Annotated in this window: 14 protein-coding genes; 4 read left to right on the top strand and 10 right to left on the bottom strand. The window is 64.2% G+C overall.

Going from position 1 to position 16,002, the window contains the following annotated elements:
- Positions 1–95: 95 nt before the first annotated feature.
- From garD to KDB76_RS17445, 10 genes are all read right to left on the bottom strand, one after another.
- Positions 96–1,649: a galactarate dehydratase gene (garD, locus tag KDB76_RS17490; protein ID WP_013972992.1), complete on the bottom strand. Its 1,554-nt coding sequence runs from the start codon at positions 1,647–1,649 to the stop codon at positions 96–98.
- A gap of 77 nt (positions 1,650–1,726) precedes the next feature.
- Positions 1,727–3,088: an MFS transporter gene (locus tag KDB76_RS17485; protein ID WP_015270698.1), complete on the bottom strand. Its 1,362-nt coding sequence runs from the start codon at positions 3,086–3,088 to the stop codon at positions 1,727–1,729.
- A 104-nt stretch (positions 3,089–3,192) separates the two neighbouring features.
- The gene (gene kdgD / locus KDB76_RS17480) at positions 3,193–4,104 is read right to left on the bottom strand and encodes a 5-dehydro-4-deoxyglucarate dehydratase (RefSeq protein WP_038409773.1); all 912 of its coding nucleotides are present in this window, start codon (positions 4,102–4,104) and stop codon (positions 3,193–3,195) included.
- Positions 4,105–4,553: 449 nt separating this feature from the next.
- Positions 4,554–5,363, bottom strand: coding sequence for a type 1 glutamine amidotransferase (locus KDB76_RS17475; protein ID WP_013972989.1), 810 nt, complete (start codon positions 5,361–5,363; stop codon positions 4,554–4,556).
- A gap of 420 nt (positions 5,364–5,783) precedes the next feature.
- On the bottom strand, positions 5,784–6,566 hold the full coding sequence (locus KDB76_RS17470; RefSeq protein ID WP_013972988.1) for an amino acid ABC transporter ATP-binding protein: 783 nt from the start codon (positions 6,564–6,566) through the stop codon (positions 5,784–5,786).
- A gap of 22 nt (positions 6,567–6,588) precedes the next feature.
- Complete coding sequence (locus tag KDB76_RS17465) at positions 6,589–7,833, bottom strand: FAD-binding oxidoreductase (protein WP_013972987.1); 1,245 nt, start codon at positions 7,831–7,833, stop codon at positions 6,589–6,591.
- A gap of 16 nt (positions 7,834–7,849) precedes the next feature.
- On the bottom strand, positions 7,850–8,560 hold the full coding sequence (locus tag KDB76_RS17460; RefSeq protein WP_013972986.1) for an ABC transporter permease subunit: 711 nt from the start codon (positions 8,558–8,560) through the stop codon (positions 7,850–7,852).
- Positions 8,557–9,276 (bottom strand): ABC transporter permease subunit, encoded by a 720-nt coding sequence (locus KDB76_RS17455; RefSeq protein WP_004376260.1) that lies wholly within the window; start codon positions 9,274–9,276, stop codon positions 8,557–8,559. Before KDB76_RS17455 ends, KDB76_RS17460 begins: the two co-directional genes overlap by 4 nt.
- 172 nt (positions 9,277–9,448) lie before the next feature.
- Positions 9,449–10,201: a transporter substrate-binding domain-containing protein gene (locus KDB76_RS17450; RefSeq protein WP_013972985.1), complete on the bottom strand. Its 753-nt coding sequence runs from the start codon at positions 10,199–10,201 to the stop codon at positions 9,449–9,451.
- A 22-nt stretch (positions 10,202–10,223) separates the two neighbouring features.
- Entirely contained in the window at positions 10,224–11,096 is an 873-nt protein-coding gene (locus KDB76_RS17445) for a MurR/RpiR family transcriptional regulator (protein WP_013972984.1), read from the bottom strand.
- A 143-nt stretch (positions 11,097–11,239) separates the two neighbouring features.
- Here KDB76_RS17445 and KDB76_RS17440 point away from each other — a divergent pair, with 143 nt between their 5' ends.
- The 4 genes from KDB76_RS17440 (at position 11,240) to tpx (ending at position 15,928) form a co-directional block, all read left to right on the top strand.
- Positions 11,240–12,265, top strand: a complete 1,026-nt coding sequence (locus KDB76_RS17440; RefSeq protein ID WP_024087284.1) for an Ldh family oxidoreductase — start codon at positions 11,240–11,242, stop codon at positions 12,263–12,265.
- Between the two features lie 225 nt (positions 12,266–12,490).
- Entirely contained in the window at positions 12,491–13,687 is a 1,197-nt protein-coding gene (locus tag KDB76_RS17435; RefSeq protein WP_013972982.1) for an amino acid aminotransferase, read from the top strand.
- 295 nt (positions 13,688–13,982) lie between these two features.
- Positions 13,983–15,263, top strand: coding sequence for a serine/threonine transporter (locus tag KDB76_RS17430; protein ID WP_013972981.1), 1,281 nt, complete (start codon positions 13,983–13,985; stop codon positions 15,261–15,263).
- 164 nt (positions 15,264–15,427) lie between these two features.
- Complete coding sequence (gene tpx / locus KDB76_RS17425) at positions 15,428–15,928, top strand: thiol peroxidase (protein ID WP_023661376.1); 501 nt, start codon at positions 15,428–15,430, stop codon at positions 15,926–15,928.
- The last annotated feature ends 74 nt before the right edge of the window (positions 15,929–16,002 follow it).

Below are 16,002 nucleotides of genomic sequence, written 5' to 3'. Positions count from 1 at the left end.
AACTCGGTGTATGGCACCGGCATTGCCGGTGTTCGCGGGTGAACCCGCTCCCACAGGGACCGCGTTGCAATATTGAGTCGGGCAAGCCCTTGGCATCAGGTAATCGGTGCCGGGTTGAAGAGGGTGATGTCGTTGTGCAGGCGATGCTGTTCGGCCCAGGTCTGCTTGCGGCCGCTGGCCACGTCCAGGTAGTAGTGGAACAGCTCCCAGCCCAGCTCCTCGATGGTCGAGCGGCCGCTGGCGATGCGCCCGGCGTCGATGTCGATCAGGTCGGGCCAGCGTTGGGCCAGCTCGCTGCGGGTGCATACCTTGACCACCGGCGCCATGGCCAGGCCGTACGGGGTGCCGCGGCCAGTGGTGAACACATGCAGGTTCATCCCGGCAGCCAGTTGCAGGGTGCCGCAGACAAAGTCGCTGGCCGGGGTGGCGCAGAAGATCAGGCCTTTGCGGTTGACCCGCTCGCCCGGGCCGAGCACGCCCTGGATGGCGCCGCTACCGGACTTGACGATCGACCCCAGCGACTTCTCGACGATATTCGACAGGCCGCCTTTCTTGTTGCCCGGCGTGGTGTTGGCGCTGCGGTCGGCGGCGCCTTGCTGCAGGTAGCGGTCGTACCAGTCCATTTCGCGCACCAGGGCGTCTGCGACCTCCTGGTTTTCCGCCCGCGAGGTGAGCATGTAGATGGCGTCACGCACTTCGGTCACCTCCGAGAACAGCACGGTGGCGCCGGCGCGTACCAGCAGGTCGGCGGCGTAGCCCAGCGCCGGGTTGGCGGTGATGCCCGAAAAGGCATCGCTGCCTCCGCACTGCATACCCAGGATCAGTTCGCTGGCCGGCACGCTTTCGCGGCGGCGCTGGTCGAGTTTCTTCAGGCGGGTCTCGGCCAGTTGCATGATCTGTTCGATCATTTCCACAAAGCCCAGGCTGGCGTCCTGCAGGCGGTACAGCCACGGGTCGCTGAGGTCCACCGACGGGTCGTTGTCGTGCATCACCTGGCCGGCCTGCAGCTTTTCGCAGCCCAGGCTGATGACCAGGGCCTCACCGCCCAGGTTGGGGTTGCGCGCCAGGTTGCGCACCGTGCGGATCGGGATGTAGGCATCGCGCGCGTTGATCGCCACCCCGCAGCCGTAGCTGTGGGTGATCGCCACCACGTCATCGACATTGGGGTACTTGGGCAGCAACTCGCTGCGAATGCGCTTTACCGCATGCTCCAGCACGCCGGCCACGCACTGCACGGTGGTGGTGATGCCGAGGATGTTGCGGGTGCCGACGGTGCCGTCGGCGTTGCGGTAGCCTTCGAAGGTGAAGCCTTCGAGCGGCGGCAGCGGCTGCGGGACGGCGTCGCAGCGTGGCAGGCTGTCCAGCTCCGGCGCGGCCGGCATGGCCAGTTGGCTTTCCTGCACCCAGCTGCCCTGGCGCAGGTCTTCCAGCGCGTAGCCGATGATCTGCCCGTAGCGGCGCACCGGTTCGCCCTTGGCGATGGCTACGGTGGCTACCTTGTGGCTCTGTGGCACGCCCTCGACCAGGGTCAGGCCGTCGGCGAAGCGGGCGCCTTCGCCCAGGCCGCCATCATTGACCACCACCACGACATTGTCATCGTCGTGCAGGCGGACGTAGCGGGGCGAGTCGGAATGTTCGATCAACTGCATGTTCGGGCCCTACTTGTCAGGTTCTCAGGCTTTTGTACATCCGCCCGCGGCGGGGTGGCCGCCGCGGGCGTGTTCACTCAGTGGCGCGAGCCGGCCAGTTCGCTGCCGGCCGCTGGCTCGGCGTCAGGCTTTGGGCTTTCACGCAGCTCGATGCGCTTGATCGGGCCGACGATCACCAGGTAGCTGAACACCGCCACCAGGGCGTTGGCGCCGACGTACACCAAGGCCCACTTGAACGAACCCGTGGCGCTGATGATGTAGCCGATCACGATTGGCGTGGTGATCGAGGCGATGTTGCCGAAGGTGTTGAACAGCCCGCCCGACAGCCCGGCGATCTGTTTCGGCGAGGTGTCGGCGACCACCGCCCAGCCCAGCGCGCCGATGCCTTTGCCGAAGAACGCCAGGGTCATGAAGCCGACCACCATCCACTCGGCGTCGACGTAGTTGCAGAACACCATGGTGGTCGACAGCAGCAGGCCGCAGACGATCGGCAGCTTGCGCGAGAAGGTCAGCGAGTTGCCGCGGCGCAGCAGCCAGTCGGAGATCACCCCGCCCAGCACACCACCGATGAAGCCGCAGACCGCCGGCAGCGAGGCGATGAAGCCGGCCTTGAGGATGGTCATGCCGCGCTCCTGTACCAGGTACACCGGGAACCAGGTGAGGAAGAAGTAGGTGATGGCGTTGATGCAGTACTGGCCCAGGTACACGCCCAGCAGCATGCGGCTGGTCAGCAGTTGCTTGATGTAGCCCCATTTCGGGCCGTCGTTGCCGCGCTTCTGGTCCATGTCCACCAGGCCGCCGTTCTGCTCGATGTGCTCGAGTTCACCCGGGCTGATACGTGGGTGTTGGCGCGGGTTGTAGATGGTCTTCAGCCACACCATGGAGAACACGATGCCCAGTGCGCCCATGACCACGAACACGTGCTCCCAGCCGAAGCTGAACACGATCCAGCCCATGATCGGTGCGAACAATGCGGTGGCGAAGTACTGCGCCGAGTTGAAGATGGCCGAGGCGGTGCCGCGTTCCTGGGTCGGGAACCAGGCCGCGACGATGCGCGCATTGCCGGGGAACGACGGGGCTTCGGCAAAACCGACCAAAAAGCGCAGGGTGAACAGGGTCACCACCGCCCAGGCCACCGGCAGGCCACCGACAAAGCCCTGCAACAAGGTGAACAGCGACCAGGTGAAGATGCTGAAGGCGTAGACGTTCTTGGAACCGAAGCGGTCGAGCAGCCAGCCACCAGGAATCTGGCCAGCCACGTATGCCCATCCGAAGGCGGAGAAGATGTAGCCGAGGGTCACGGCATCGATGCCGAGGTCTTTCTGCAGGCTGGAACCCGCGATTGCAATGGTGGCGCGGTCAGCGTAGTTGATCGTGGTCACCAGGAACAGCATGAACAGGATCAGGTAGCGCACATGCGTCTTCTTCGTCGCTTGCATGCTGGTAGTACTCCCACTAGTTATTTTTGTGCGGGCTCACGAATTGTAACCGGAGCGGGGCTGGCCCACTCCGGGTGCGGCATCTGGCAGGCCGCGGGCGGCGCTTACTGCGGGCCCATCTTGTCCATCAGCGCGGCGAGTTTTTCGTACTCGTCGGCGGTGAGGTCGGTAAGCGGAGTACGCACCGGGCCGGCGTCGTAACCGGCGATTTTGGCGCCGGCCTTGACGATGCTCACGGCGTAACCGGCCTTGCGGTTGCGGATGTCCAGGTACGGCAGGAAGAAGTCGTCGATCAGCTTGGCCACGGTGGCGTGGTCGTCACGGGCGATGGCGTTGTAGAAGTCCATGGCGGTCTTCGGCACGAAGTTGAACACGGCGGAGGAGTACACCGGCACGCCCAGGGCCTTGTAGGCGGCCGCATACACCTCGGCGGTCGGCAGGCCACCCAGGTAGCTGAAGCGGTCGCCCAGGCGGCGACGGATCGACACCATCAACTCGATGTCACCCAGGCCGTCCTTGTAGCCGATCAGGTTCGGGCAGCGCTCGGCCAGTTTTTCCAGCAGGTCGGCGTTCAGGCGGCAGACGTTGCGGTTGTAGACGACTACGCCGATGTTTACCGATTTGCACACGGCTTCGACGTGGGCGGCGACACCTTCCTGGCTGGCTTCGGTCAGGTAGTGCGGCAGCAGCAGCAGGCCCTTGGCACCCAGGCGCTCGGCTTCTTGCGCGTATTCGATGGCCTGGCGGGTGGAGCCACCGACGCCGGCAAGGATAGGGACCGACTTGGCGCAGGTGTCGATGGCGGTCTTGATCACCTGGCTGTATTCGCTGGCAGCCAGGGAGAAGAACTCACCGGTGCCACCGGCGGCGAACAGAGCGCTGGCGCCGTACGGGGCCAGCCATTCCAGGCGCTTGACGTAGCCAGCCGGGTTGAAGTCGCCCTGGGCGTTGAAGTCGGTGACCGGGAAAGACAGCAGGCCGTGGGAGAGGATGGATTTGAGTTCTTGTGGAGTCATTGTTGTTGGCATCCTGTGGCGCTTGGGTGAAGGGTGTTGTTTTGCGTTTGAGGTAAGTTATCGTACAACTTGTACGATGACTAGTCCCTTTGGGAGATTTTTTTGTGGAGGGGCGGAAGGAGTGTTATTGCCTGTGCTGGCCTCATCGCGGGTAAACCCGCTCCCACACGGACCGCGTCGCGCTTGAAATTTGCGGAGATCCCTGTAGGAGCGGGTTTACCCGCGAAGAGGCCAGAACAGGCGACAACAAGAGATGCACGAGACGCAGATGGCAGATCCATCGCGATCAGTCATCGTATCTCTTTATGGGGCAGGAAAAAAAGATCGCGGAGACAGGCACAAGCCCGCCGCCCGTTTCCACGGGAAGTGTTCTGGGACCAGCAGAGGGTGACCGGGGAAAACGAGGGCGGCCTTGCGCCGCCCCGCGATCAAAGCAGAGGAAACTGGGGTCAGGCAGCGTGCTGGCGCTTGATCTGCGCCTTGCGTACCTGGGCCCGGCAAGCGTCGCCGAAAGCCTGGAAAATCTTGATCGAATCCGGGTTCTTCGCCGCTTGCCACTCCGGGTGCCACTGCACGGCGAACAGGAATGGCGAGATGCTCGGGGCATGGATCGCCTCGACCAGGCCGTCTTCGGCGTGGGCGATGGCCTCGATGCCGGTGCCGAGCTTGTGCAGGCCTTGGCCATGCAGCGAGTTGACGCGAATCTCGTCGGTACCCAGGGTGTCACGCAGCCAGCTGTCCGGCTTGATCTTCACGCCGTGCACCTGGGCGTATTGCACCTCGACCGGGTCTTCCGGGTTTTCCCGGTGGTCGTTGAAGCCTGGCTCGGCGTACACCTTCTGGTAGATGTCGCCACCCAGGGCCACGTTGATTTCCTGCATGCCACGGCAGATGCCGAAGATCGGCAGGCCACGCTTGATCGCGGCCTTGACCAGCGGGATGTCGAACAGGTCGCGGTTCTGGTCCTGGCCTTTGCCGGGGGTCTCGTTTTCCTGGCCGTACAGGGCCGGGTCGATGTTGCTGCCGGCGCCGGTCAGGTACACGCCGTCGGCCATGTCCAGATAGGTCTCGAGGTCTTCGATGCCGCAGCAGGTGGGCACCAGCACCGGGACGCAATCGGAAAACTCGACCAGCGGGGTGATGTATTTGTGGGTCATGACCTGATAGTCATGGCCTTTGCGCTCTTGGCTGCCCATGGTCATCAGGACGACGGGTTTGCGCAGGGAGGGTTGCTTGTTGCCAATGTTGCTGTTGGACATATGTCACCTTGGGACAGGTTCGGCCTGTCGTTGTTGTGCAGGTGCACGGCGCGGGGCCATGGGTGCAACCTGTAGCCCCGAGCACTGCCGGCTCGTCGGAGGCGACGATTCCGGTCGGGGCTTGTAGATAGCTTGCCAGAGCCGTTCGATATGTCAAACGACGGAGCAGGGCTTGATGGCAGGGAATGCGCCGGTTTTGGGGGGCTGAAACCGTTGCGGGCCTGTGGTGGCGTGGGTTTGGCGGGGGGTAAGGTCAATAATATTTAACGATGCAGTTGGGTCTTTGCAGCGGTGCAATGAAGGTGTCGCCTGTTCCGGCCTCTTCGCGGGCATGCCCGCTCCCACAGTTTGATCACCGGTCTCGAAGGCCGAGGTGATCCTGTGGGAGCGGGCGAGCCCGCGAAGAGGCCGGAACAGGTGTCAGTGCAGTATCTGCGCCAGGAACCCCTTGGCCCGCTCGGTACGCGGCTGGTTGAAGAACACCTGCGGCGGGCTGTCTTCGATGATCTGCCCGCCCTCGAGGAACAGCACCCGCTCGGCCACCTGGCGGGCAAAGCCCATTTCATGGGTGACGCAAAGCATGGTCATGCCAGTGCCGGCCAGCTGCACCAGCACATCCAGCACCTCGGCGACCATCTCTGGGTCAAGCGCCGAGGTGGGCTCGTCGAACAGCATGATCCGCGGCTTCATGCACAGCGCCCGGGCAATCGCCACGCGCTGCTGCTGGCCGCCGGACAGCTGGCTGGGGTACTTGTGCGCCTGGCTTTCGATGCCGACCTTGCTCAGGTACATGCGCGCCCGCTCCTCGGCGTCCTTGCGCGACAGGCCGCGCACGCTGGTGGGGGCCAGCAGGCAGTTGTCGAGCACGCTCATGTGCGGGAACAGGTTGAAGTGCTGGAACACCATGCCGATGTCGCTGCGCACCTGCGCCGCTTCGCGGGTGGTGGCCGCCAGGTCGATGCCATCCACCTTGATGCTGCCCTGCTGGGCCACTTCCAGGCGGTTGATGCAGCGGATCAGGGTCGACTTGCCCGAGCCGGACGGCCCGCACAGCACGATGCGTTCGCCTTCGCGCACCTGCAGGTCGATGTCGCGCAGTACGTGGAACGCGCCATAGTGCTTGTTCAGGCCTTCGATGCGGATCAGCACCGGGCGTGGGTCGGGTTCGGGGGCAAGGGTGGCAAGGCTCAGTGGTGCGGTCATCTTGTTGTTCTCCCGCAGGGGTTCAGTCGAAACGGGTCGCGCTGTAGGGCGCGGGGTCGGTGAAGGGGCGTTCGCCGGTGACCAGTTCGGCCACCAGTCGGCCGCTGACCGGGCCCAGGGTGAGGCCGTGGTGGGCGTGGCCGAAGTTGAACCACAGCCCCGGGTGGCGCGGTGCCGGGCCGATCACCGGGCGCATGTCGGGCAGGCACGGGCGGCGGCCCAGCCAGGGGGTGTCGTCCAGGCGCTCACCCAGGGCCGGGAAAAGCTTGCGCGCCAGGGCTTCGCAACGGCCCAGCTGGATCTGGTTGCCCGGCGCGCTGCTGGCGTCGAACTCGATGCCGGTGGTCAGGCGCACACCGCGGGCCATCGGCGCCAGCACGTAGCCGCCCTGGGTGTCGCAGATGGAATGCTCCAGTTGCGCGCCGTCACGGGTGCTGTAGTGCATGTGGTAGCCACGCTTGATCGCCAGCGGTATCTGGTAGCCCAGGCCACTGAACAGGTCGGCTGACTGCGGGCCGAGGCAGGCCACCACCTCGTTGGCGGTGATCGGGCCGCGGCGGCTGTCTACCTGCCATTGGCCGTCGACCTGGCGCAGGCTGCGCGCATCGCCATGCAGGAACTGCCCGCCGCGCTGCGTGAACAGGGTGGCGTAGCCGCGGGTGAGGGCGCCGGGGTTGTTCACGGTCTTGGGGTCGAGCCAGTGAATGCCGCCGACCACGCTGGCGTCCAGCTGGTGCTCGCGGGCCTGCAACTGCCCGCATTCGAGGATTTCGAACTGCAGGCCATATCGGCTCAGGCCCTTGGCGTCGGCCTTGGCCTGCTCGAACAGCGCCGGGTCACGGAACACTTCGATCCAGCCTTTGGCCTGCACCAGCCCTTCCAGGCCGGCGGCAGCAATGAATGCGTCGTGCTCTTCGACGCAGCGTTGCACCAGCGGCAGCATATCGGCAGCGGCCCCGGCCAGGCGCCCGGGGGCCGATTGGCGCCAGTAGCGCCACAGCCATGGAGCGGCCTTGGGCAGGTGCAGCAGGCTGTAGCGCACATCGGGCTGGCGGTTCAAGCCGTAGCGCAGCAGTGCGCCCAGTTGCCGCGGGAAGGCATAGGGGATCACGCTGGAGCGCTCGATCAGCCCGGCGTTGCCGTGGCTGGTGCCGCTGCCCGGTTCGTCGCGGTCGATCAGGATCACCTGGCGCCCGCGGGCCTGCAGGTGCAGCGCGGTGCTGACGCCGACGATGCCGGCGCCGAGGACAAGGGTCTGGCAATGCATGGAACGTATCCTTCGGTCAGTTCAGGTGGCGGCCCAAGCGGGCTTCCAGGTGTTTCAGCAGGCGCCGCACCAGTTCGACGATCAGCAGGTAGAGCACGGCGGCCCACAGGTAGATCTGGAAGTCGAAACTGCGCGAGAAGGCCAGTTTGGTCACGCCCATCAGGTCGTAGATGGTCACCAGCGAGGCGATCGCGCTGGCCTTGATCATCAGGATCAGTTCGTTGCCCAGCGGGCCGATGGCCACCAGCAGCGACTGCGGCAGGATCACCTTGAAAAAGGTGGTCGAGCGCTTCAGGTTCAGCGCCCGCGCCGCCTCATACTGGCCGGGGGCGACGGCCATCAGGCTGCCGCGGAAGATCTCGGCCTGGTAGGCGGCGGTATTCAGGGTGAACGCCAGCAGGGTGCAGAACCACGCCTCGCGGAAGAACCACCACAGGCCGACGTCCTGCCAGAAGCCTTTGAGCGAACCCAGGCCGTAATACAGAAGGAACAGCTGGGCCAGCAGCGGCGAGCCGCGGAAGAAGTACACATAGCCGGCGGCCATGCGCTGCAGCAACAGGCTGCGCGACATGCGCGCCAGGGCCAGCAACAGGCCGAGCACGGCACCCAGGCTGAAGGAAATCGCCACCAGCTTGGCCGTTACCAGCAGGCCATCGAGGAAGCGCGGGCCGTAGCGGTCCAGCAGGTCGGGGTCGAGTATCAGCGCCAGCAGTTGTTCGAAGCTCATGCGCGTGCTCCTTGCAGGTGGCGGTTGCTGCGCCGTTCGATGAAGGCGAACACGCGCCCGGAAATGGCGGCGAACAGCAGGTAGCCCAGGCAGGCCACGCCATAGAAGAACATCGGCTCCTTGGTCACGCTGACGGCCAGGTTGGTCTGGCGCATCAGGTCGACCAGCGAGATGGTGGATACCAGCGAGGTGTCCTTGAGCAGCGACAGCCAGTTGTTGGACAAGCCGGGCAGGGCGATGCGGGTCAGTTGCGGCAGCAGCACCTTGAAGAAGCCGGTGCGCTTGCTCAGTCCCAGCGCCGAGCAGGCTTCCAGTTGGCCCTTGGGCAGGGTCTTGAAGGCTGCCAGCCAGATCTCGCTGGAGAACGCGGCGAACACCAGGCTGAAGGCGATCATCGCGGCGAGGAAGGTATTGATCAGGAACTCACCCTGGTAGCCCATGGCTGCGAGAATTTTCTGTGCGGCGATCTGGCAGCCGTAATAGATGATCAGCAGCGTCAGCAGTTCGGGCAGGCCACGGAAGACGGTGGAGAAGGTGGTGGCCCAGGCGCGCGGCAAGCGCTTGCGCGAGCGTGCTGCAAGGGCGACCACCAGGCCCAGCGGCAGGCCGATGGGCAGGCAGGCCAGGGCCAGGGAAACGGTGACCAGCGCGCCGGCCAGCAGCGCCTGGCCCCAGCCTCCACTGGCGAAGGACAGCAAGGACAATTGATCGAGCATGACAAACCCCTTGGGCGGGTAGGTGCGATCTCTGTGGGAGCGGCCTTGCGTCGCGAAAGGGCTGCGTAGCGGCCCCAGGATTCATGCAACTGCACAGATTGCCGGGGCCGCTGCGCGCCCCTTTCGCGACGCAAGGCCGCTCCCACAGGGGGTGCGCAAAACTTCCTGAAGATCAGTTGTAGATATCGAAAGCGAAGTATTTGCTGGCGATCTTCTGGTAGGTGCCGTTGGCGACGATCTGCTGCAGCGCGGTGTTCAGGCGCTGGCGCAGGGCTTCGTCGTCCTTGCGCACGGCAATGGCGGCATCGGCCTTGGTGTCGGCCACGTCACCGAGGATCTTGCAGCAGTCCCCGCCGTTCTTGGTCATCCACTCATGCAGCGGGAATTTGTCGGCAATCACCCCATCCAGGCGGCCCGCGGCCAGGTCGGCGTTGGCTTCGTCCATGGTCGGGTACAGTTTCACATCGGCACCGGCCTTGGCGTAGACGTCTTCGGCGTAGATGGCCTGGGTGGAGGACGACTGGGCGCCAACGGTGTAGCCGTCGAAGGTGGTCTGGGCGTCGTTGATCTTGCTGTCCTTGGCCACGGCAACGGTCAGCGGGGTGCGGTAATAGTGGTCGGTGAAGGCGATTTTCTTGCGCCGTTCTTCGGTATTGATCATCGACGCGACCACCGCGTCGTACTTGCGTGCCATCAGCGCCGGGATGATGCCTTCCCAGTCCTGGGCCACCAGCGTGCACTCGACTTTCATCTGCTCGCACAGGGCATGGGTGATGTCGACGTCGAAGCCGTGCAACTGGTTATTGGCGTCGACATAGTTGAAGGGCGGGTAGGCGCCCTCGGTGGCGAAGCGCAGGGTTTCGGCACTGGCGGCACCCGACAGCAGCAGGGCGCACGCACCCACCAAGGCCATGGTCTTTTTCATCTCGCACCTCATTGCACTCTTGCTATTGTTGTTTTCCCGTCGACCACGAGGTGTAGCCGACGAATTCGTTATGTAGAGCGGCAGTTGCTTCCAAGCGCTTTTCAACATCCGGCCCGAGCTTCTTGCAGACCTCGTTGACCATCAGGTGCACCCACGACAGCATGGTCGAGGTGGACTCCCAGAACAGGTTGAACTCGGTGGGGATGCGGAACACCTCGTCGGCGTTGGCATCGGCCCAGTCACAGAAGGTGTCGGTCACCAGGGTGACCGCTATGCCAGCCTCGCGCGCCTTCTGGCACAACAGCAGGGCATGGCGGGAATAACGGCGGGCTTCGAACACCACCAGGGCGCTGTCTTCGGCGCGGCCCAGCAATACTTCGCCGAAGTGCCCGGCACTCATATCCACCAGCTGCACGCCATCGCGCAGGTACTGCAGCAGGTGGCTCATGCACATGGCGATGCCGCGCTCGGTCTGGAAGCCGGCAATGAACACCCGCTGCTTGCTTGCCAGGCGCTGCGCGACGCTGTGCCAGGCGCTGCTCTGGCGATACTCGTGCACGCGCACCAGCGCGGCGATTTCCAGCTCCAGGCTGCCGGCGTTGTCGCTGGCGTTCTGGTTCTGGCGGTAATCTTGCAGGCGGTCGCCCACCAGCCACGGGCCATCGCCCAGGTCGTTCTGCAGGTCTTGCTTCAACGCCTTGAGATGGGCATAACCCAATGAACGGCAGAAACGGCCGACGCTGGATTCGCTGACGCCCAGCTTGACGGCAATGCTGGCCGAGGTCTGGAACGGCAGTTCATGCAGGTTGGCGAGCATGTAGGTGGCGATCTTGCGGCCCGAAGCAGCGGCCCCTTCGAGGCTGTTTTCCAGGCGTTGCTTGATCGGTTGGCTCATGCTGCGGCTCCAGGGGTAAGGCTTGCGAAAGAAAATGGCTGTTTTCTGTCATCAAGTCAACATTTGACAGATAGCTGTCACATGCAGGAAAGTTTTTGTCGTTGCAACGCTGTAGCCATTCCAATTCCAACAAGGAGCTTCAGATGTCCGCACCTTCCACCAGCACTGTCGTGCGTGTGCCTTTTACCGAGCTGCAGGGCCTGTTGCAGAGCATTTTCCAGCGCCATGGCTGCAGCGAAAGCGTGGCCCGGGTGCTGGCCCACAACTGCGCCAGCGCCCAGCGCGATGGTGCCCATAGCCATGGGGTGTTCCGCATGCCCGGCTATGTTTCGACATTGGCCAGCGGCTGGGTCGATGGCCAGGCCACGCCGAAGGTCAGCGACGTGGCGCCCGGTTATGTTCGTGTCGATGCCGCAGGCGGCTTCGCCCAGCCGGCGCTGGCGGCGGCCCGTGAACTTCTGGTGGCGAAGGCGCGCAACGCTGGCATCGCCGTGCTGGCGATCCACAACTCGCACCACTTCGCCGCGCTGTGGCCGGATGTGGAGCCTTTCGCCGACGAAGGCCTGGTAGCCCTGAGCGTGGTCAACAGCATGACCTGTGTGGTGCCGCACGGCGCCCGCAAGCCGCTGTTCGGCACCAACCCCATCGCCTTTGCCGCACCTTGCGCCGAACATGACCCGATCGTCTTCGACATGGCCACCAGCGCCATGGCCCATGGCGACGTGCAGATTGCCGCGCGTGCTGGCCAGCAATTGCCGCAGGGCATGGGGGTGGATGCCAATGGTGAGCCGACAACCGACCCCAAGGCGATTCTGGAAGGCGGCGCGTTGCTGCCATTTGGCGGGCACAAGGGCTCGGCCTTGTCGATGATGGTCGAGTTGCTGGCGGCGGCGCTGACCGGCGGGAATTTTTCCTGGGAGTTCGACTGGTCGGGGCACCCGGGGGCGAAGACGCCGTGGACCGGGCAGTTGATCATCGTCATCGACCCGAACAAGGCCGAGGGCGAACGTTTTGCCCAGCGCAGCCGCGAGCTGGTCGAGCAGATGCAGGCGGTAGGGCTGACGCGCATGCCGGGCGAGCGGCGTTACCGCGAGCGCGAGGTGGCCGAGGAGGAGGGGGTGGCGGTGACCGAGCAGGAATTGCAAGGCCTGAAAGAATTGCTTGGCTGACCCGGCCTCTTCGCGGGTAAACCCGCTCCCACAGGGTTATCACAGGCTTCGAAAATTGTGCATGACCTGTGGGAGCGGGTTTACCCGCGAAGAATCCAGCACCAATCCTCAGCCATGCAATGTTGCATAGACAACCTTGCACAATAGTTGATGTTCCTGAGCCCGCACTCCGGGTATGCTCAGGGCTGCCTTTTCGAACTGTCCTGATCCAAGGAGCTGCACGCTGTGTTCAAACATGTCGATGCCTATGCCGGCGACCCGATCCTCTCGTTGATGGAAACCTTCAAGGCCGACCCGCGCGCCGACAAGGTCAACCTGAGTATCGGCCTGTACTACGATGAGGCCGGCGTGGTGCCGCAGCTGGCGGCTGTGGATGCGGTGGAGAAACGCATCGCCGGCCAGGACCACGAAGCCTCTTTGTACCTGCCGATGGAAGGCCTGGCCAGCTACCGCCAGGCGATCCAGGCGCTGCTGTTCGGTGCCGATCACCCGGCTGTTACCGGCGGGCGTGTGGCCACCGTGCAGACCGTAGGCGGTTCCGGCGCCCTCAAAGTCGGCGCCGACTTCCTCAAGCGCTACTTCCCGCAGTCCGAAGTCTGGGTCAGCAACCCGACCTGGGACAACCACCGCGCCATCTTCGAAGGCGCCGGCTTCAAGGTGCACACCTACCCGTACTTCGACCAGGCCACCCGTGGCGTGGACTTCGAAGGCATGCTGGCTACCCTGCAGACCCTGCCGGCCAACAGCGTGGTGCTGCTGCACCCGTGCTGCCACAACCCCACCGGTGCCGACCTGGAACAGCACCAGTGGCAACAGGTGGTTGAAGTGGTCAAGGCACGCCAACTGATCCCGTTCCTCGACATCGCCTACCAGGGCTTCGCCGAAGGCCTGGTGGAAGACGCCTACGCCATCCGCGAAATGGCCCGCGCCGGCGTGCCGTGCCTGGTCAGCAACTCGTTCTCGAAGATCTTCTCGCTGTACGGCGAGCGTGTCGGCGGCCTGTCGGTGGTCTGCGACGATGAAGCCACTGCCCAGAGCGTGCTCGGCCAGCTGAAGGCTACCGTGCGCCGCAACTACTCCAGCCCGCCCAACTTCGGCGCCCAGCTGGTCGCTGGCGTGCTCAACGATGCGGCCCTCAATGCCCAGTGGGCCGAGGAAGTCGAAGTGATGCGCAAACGTATCCTCGACATGCGCCAGGCGCTGGTCGATGCCCTGGCCGTGCTGCTGCCAGGCCAGGACTTCCAGTTCTTCCTGCGCCAGCGCGGCATGTTCAGCTACACCGGCTTCAGCGTCGAGCAGGTGCGCCGCCTGCGTGACGAGTTCGGCGTGTACCTGATCGACAGCGGCCGCGTATGCATGTCCGGCCTGCGCCCGGCCAACCTGCAACGGGTTGCCGAAGCCTTCGCCGCCGTCCAGAAGTAACACCGCACGGGGCCGCTTTGCGGCCCTTTCGCCGGCAAGCCGGCTCCCACAGAGATAGCGCAAGGCTCAAGCACTGCGCGGTCGGTGTGGGAGCCGGCTTGCCGGCGATCAGGCTGCATGCAGCCTCTGGTTGCAATCCGCTTGTAAAGACAAGTGCAACCGCTCCTCGGAAAAGGGCTTCGCAAGTGCAACCTTTCCGTGCACAATCGCGCTCCCTTTTTCGGTTGAGTTGGGCGAAACGTCTATTTCGCCATTCTCAGCCTGTTGCAGTCTTGCGAGTGGAGCTTCACCCGGAATGAATGAGCAGGCCCCAAGCGTTGAACAACGCTTTGCAGAATCGACCCCCGCCACCCTCGGCAGCTGGTCGCGTCACGACACCACCTGGATGCTGGGCCTGTTCGGCACAGCGATCGGCGCCGGAACCCTGTTCCTGCCGATCAACGCCGGCCTTGGCGGCTTCTGGCCGTTGCTGATCCTGGCCATGCTGGCCTTCCCGATGACCTATTTCGCTCACCGCGGGCTGACCCGTTTCGTCCTTTCCGGGCGCAATGACGGCGATATCACCGAAGTGGTCAAGGAGCACTTCGGCATTACCGCCGGCGCCTCGATCACCGTGCTGTACTTCTTCGCGATCTTCCCGATCCTGCTTATCTATAGCGTGGCGCTGACCAACACCGTGTCCAGCTTCATGGAGCACCAGTTGCACATGCAGCCGCCGCCACGGGCCATCCTGTCGTTCGTGCTGATTCTCGGCCTGCTGGCCATCGTGCGCTGCGGGGAGCAGGCCACGGTCAAGGTCATGAGCCTGCTGGTCTACCCGTTCATCGTCGCCCTGGCATTGCTGGGCCTGTACCTGGTGCCGCACTGGACCGGTGGCATTCTCGACAGCGCCACCCAGGTACCACCAGCTTCGGCCTTCCTGCACACCCTGTGGCTGGCGATTCCGGTGATGGTGTTCTCGTTCAACCACTCGCCGATCATCTCCGCCTTTGCCGTCGACCAGAAGCGCCGCTACGGCGAGCATGCCGATGAGCGTAGCGGCCAGATCCTGCGCCGTGCCCACCTGCTGATGGTGGTGATGGTGCTGTTCTTCGTGTTCAGCTGCGTGCTCACCCTGAGCAGCGCCCAGCTGGCCGAGGCCAAGGCGCAGAACCTGTCGATCCTGTCGTACCTGGCCAACCACTTCAGCAACCCGACCATCGCGTTCGCTGCACCGCTGATCGCCTTCGTGGCCATTGCCAAGTCGTTCCTCGGCCACTACATCGGCGCCAGCGAAGGCCTGAAGGGCATCATCACCAAGGCCGGTGCACGCCCGGCGGCCAAGACCCTGGACCGGGTGGTTGCCGCGCTGATGCTGGTGGTGTGCTGGATTGTCGCCACCCTCAACCCGAGCATCCTCGGCATGATCGAGTCGCTCGGTGGCCCCATCCTCGCGGTGTTGCTGTTCCTGATGCCGATGTACGCCATTCGCCGCGTGCCATCCATGCGCAAGTACAGCGGTGCTGCCTCCAACGTGTTCGTGGTAGTCGTCGGCCTGGTTGCGCTGACCTCGGTGGTATACGGCCTGCTGGGCTGATACGCCATCCGCAAAAGTAATGCCCGGGGCGCTTGTAGCCACCCGGGCATTTTTTTGTCCACAAGAATTGTCCGGTAATAGAACAATTTCACTGCCCCCATAGGCGCCCGGCCGCCTTCATGCTTAACTCAGTGTCCTTTTCAAACCCGCATAAGGATTTCGTCATGGCTCAAGTGACTCTCAAAGGCAACCCGGTTCAGGTCAACGGCGAGCTGCCGAAAGCCGGCGCCCAGGCTCCGGCTTTCTCCCTGGTCGGTGAAGGTCTGGCTGACAAGTCGCTGAAAGACTTCGCCGGCAAGCGCAAGGTGCTGAACATCTTCCCGAGCGTCGACACCCCGACCTGCGCTACCTCCGTGCGCAAGTTCAATGCCCAGGCCAACGATGTGGCCAACACCGTGGTGCTGTGCATCTCCGCCGACCTGCCGTTCGCTCAGGCACGCTTCTGCGGCGCCGAAGGCCTGGACAACGTGAAGAACCTGTCGACCCTGCGTGGCCGCGAGTTCCTCGAAAACTACGGCGTGGCCATCGCCGATGGCCCGCTGGCCGGCCTGGCTGCCCGTGCCGTGGTGGTGCTGGACGAAAACGACAAGGTGCTGCACAGCGAGCTGGTTGGCGAAATCGCTGATGAGCCGAACTACGACGCAGCTCTGGCTGTGCTGAAGTAAGGGTTGTGGGGTAGGTCGGCTGAGTCCTGTACCGGCCTCTTCGCTGGTAAACCCGCTCCTACAGGTACGGCACA

This window comes from Pseudomonas sp. JS425 (assembly GCF_018223845.1).
In the GTDB taxonomy this organism is placed as follows: domain Bacteria; phylum Pseudomonadota; class Gammaproteobacteria; order Pseudomonadales; family Pseudomonadaceae; genus Aquipseudomonas; species Aquipseudomonas asiatica.
This window is presented reverse-complemented; position numbering and strand designations above follow the sequence as displayed.

Excerpts from the sequence above, each read along its gene's own strand:
- KDB76_RS17430 (WP_013972981.1), top strand. The coding sequence starts at position 13,983 with ATGAATGAGCAGGCCCCAAGCGTTGAACAACGCTTTGCAGAATCGACC.
- KDB76_RS17485 (WP_015270698.1), bottom strand. The coding sequence starts at position 3,088 with ATGCAAGCGACGAAGAAGACGCATGTGCGCTACCTGATCCTGTTCATG.
- KDB76_RS17460 (WP_013972986.1), bottom strand. The coding sequence starts at position 8,560 with ATGAGCTTCGAACAACTGCTGGCGCTGATACTCGACCCCGACCTGCTG.
- KDB76_RS17470 (WP_013972988.1), bottom strand. The coding sequence starts at position 6,566 with ATGACCGCACCACTGAGCCTTGCCACCCTTGCCCCCGAACCCGACCCA.
- KDB76_RS17465 (WP_013972987.1), bottom strand. The coding sequence starts at position 7,833 with ATGCATTGCCAGACCCTTGTCCTCGGCGCCGGCATCGTCGGCGTCAGC.
- KDB76_RS17450 (WP_013972985.1), bottom strand. The coding sequence starts at position 10,201 with ATGAAAAAGACCATGGCCTTGGTGGGTGCGTGCGCCCTGCTGCTGTCG.
- garD (WP_013972992.1), bottom strand. The coding sequence starts at position 1,649 with ATGCAGTTGATCGAACATTCCGACTCGCCCCGCTACGTCCGCCTGCAC.
- KDB76_RS17440 (WP_024087284.1), top strand. The coding sequence starts at position 11,240 with ATGTCCGCACCTTCCACCAGCACTGTCGTGCGTGTGCCTTTTACCGAG.
- KDB76_RS17455 (WP_004376260.1), bottom strand. The coding sequence starts at position 9,276 with ATGCTCGATCAATTGTCCTTGCTGTCCTTCGCCAGTGGAGGCTGGGGC.
- kdgD (WP_038409773.1), bottom strand. The coding sequence starts at position 4,104 with ATGACTCCACAAGAACTCAAATCCATCCTCTCCCACGGCCTGCTGTCT.
- tpx (WP_023661376.1), top strand. The coding sequence starts at position 15,428 with ATGGCTCAAGTGACTCTCAAAGGCAACCCGGTTCAGGTCAACGGCGAG.
- KDB76_RS17445 (WP_013972984.1), bottom strand. The coding sequence starts at position 11,096 with ATGAGCCAACCGATCAAGCAACGCCTGGAAAACAGCCTCGAAGGGGCC.
- KDB76_RS17475 (WP_013972989.1), bottom strand. The coding sequence starts at position 5,363 with ATGTCCAACAGCAACATTGGCAACAAGCAACCCTCCCTGCGCAAACCC.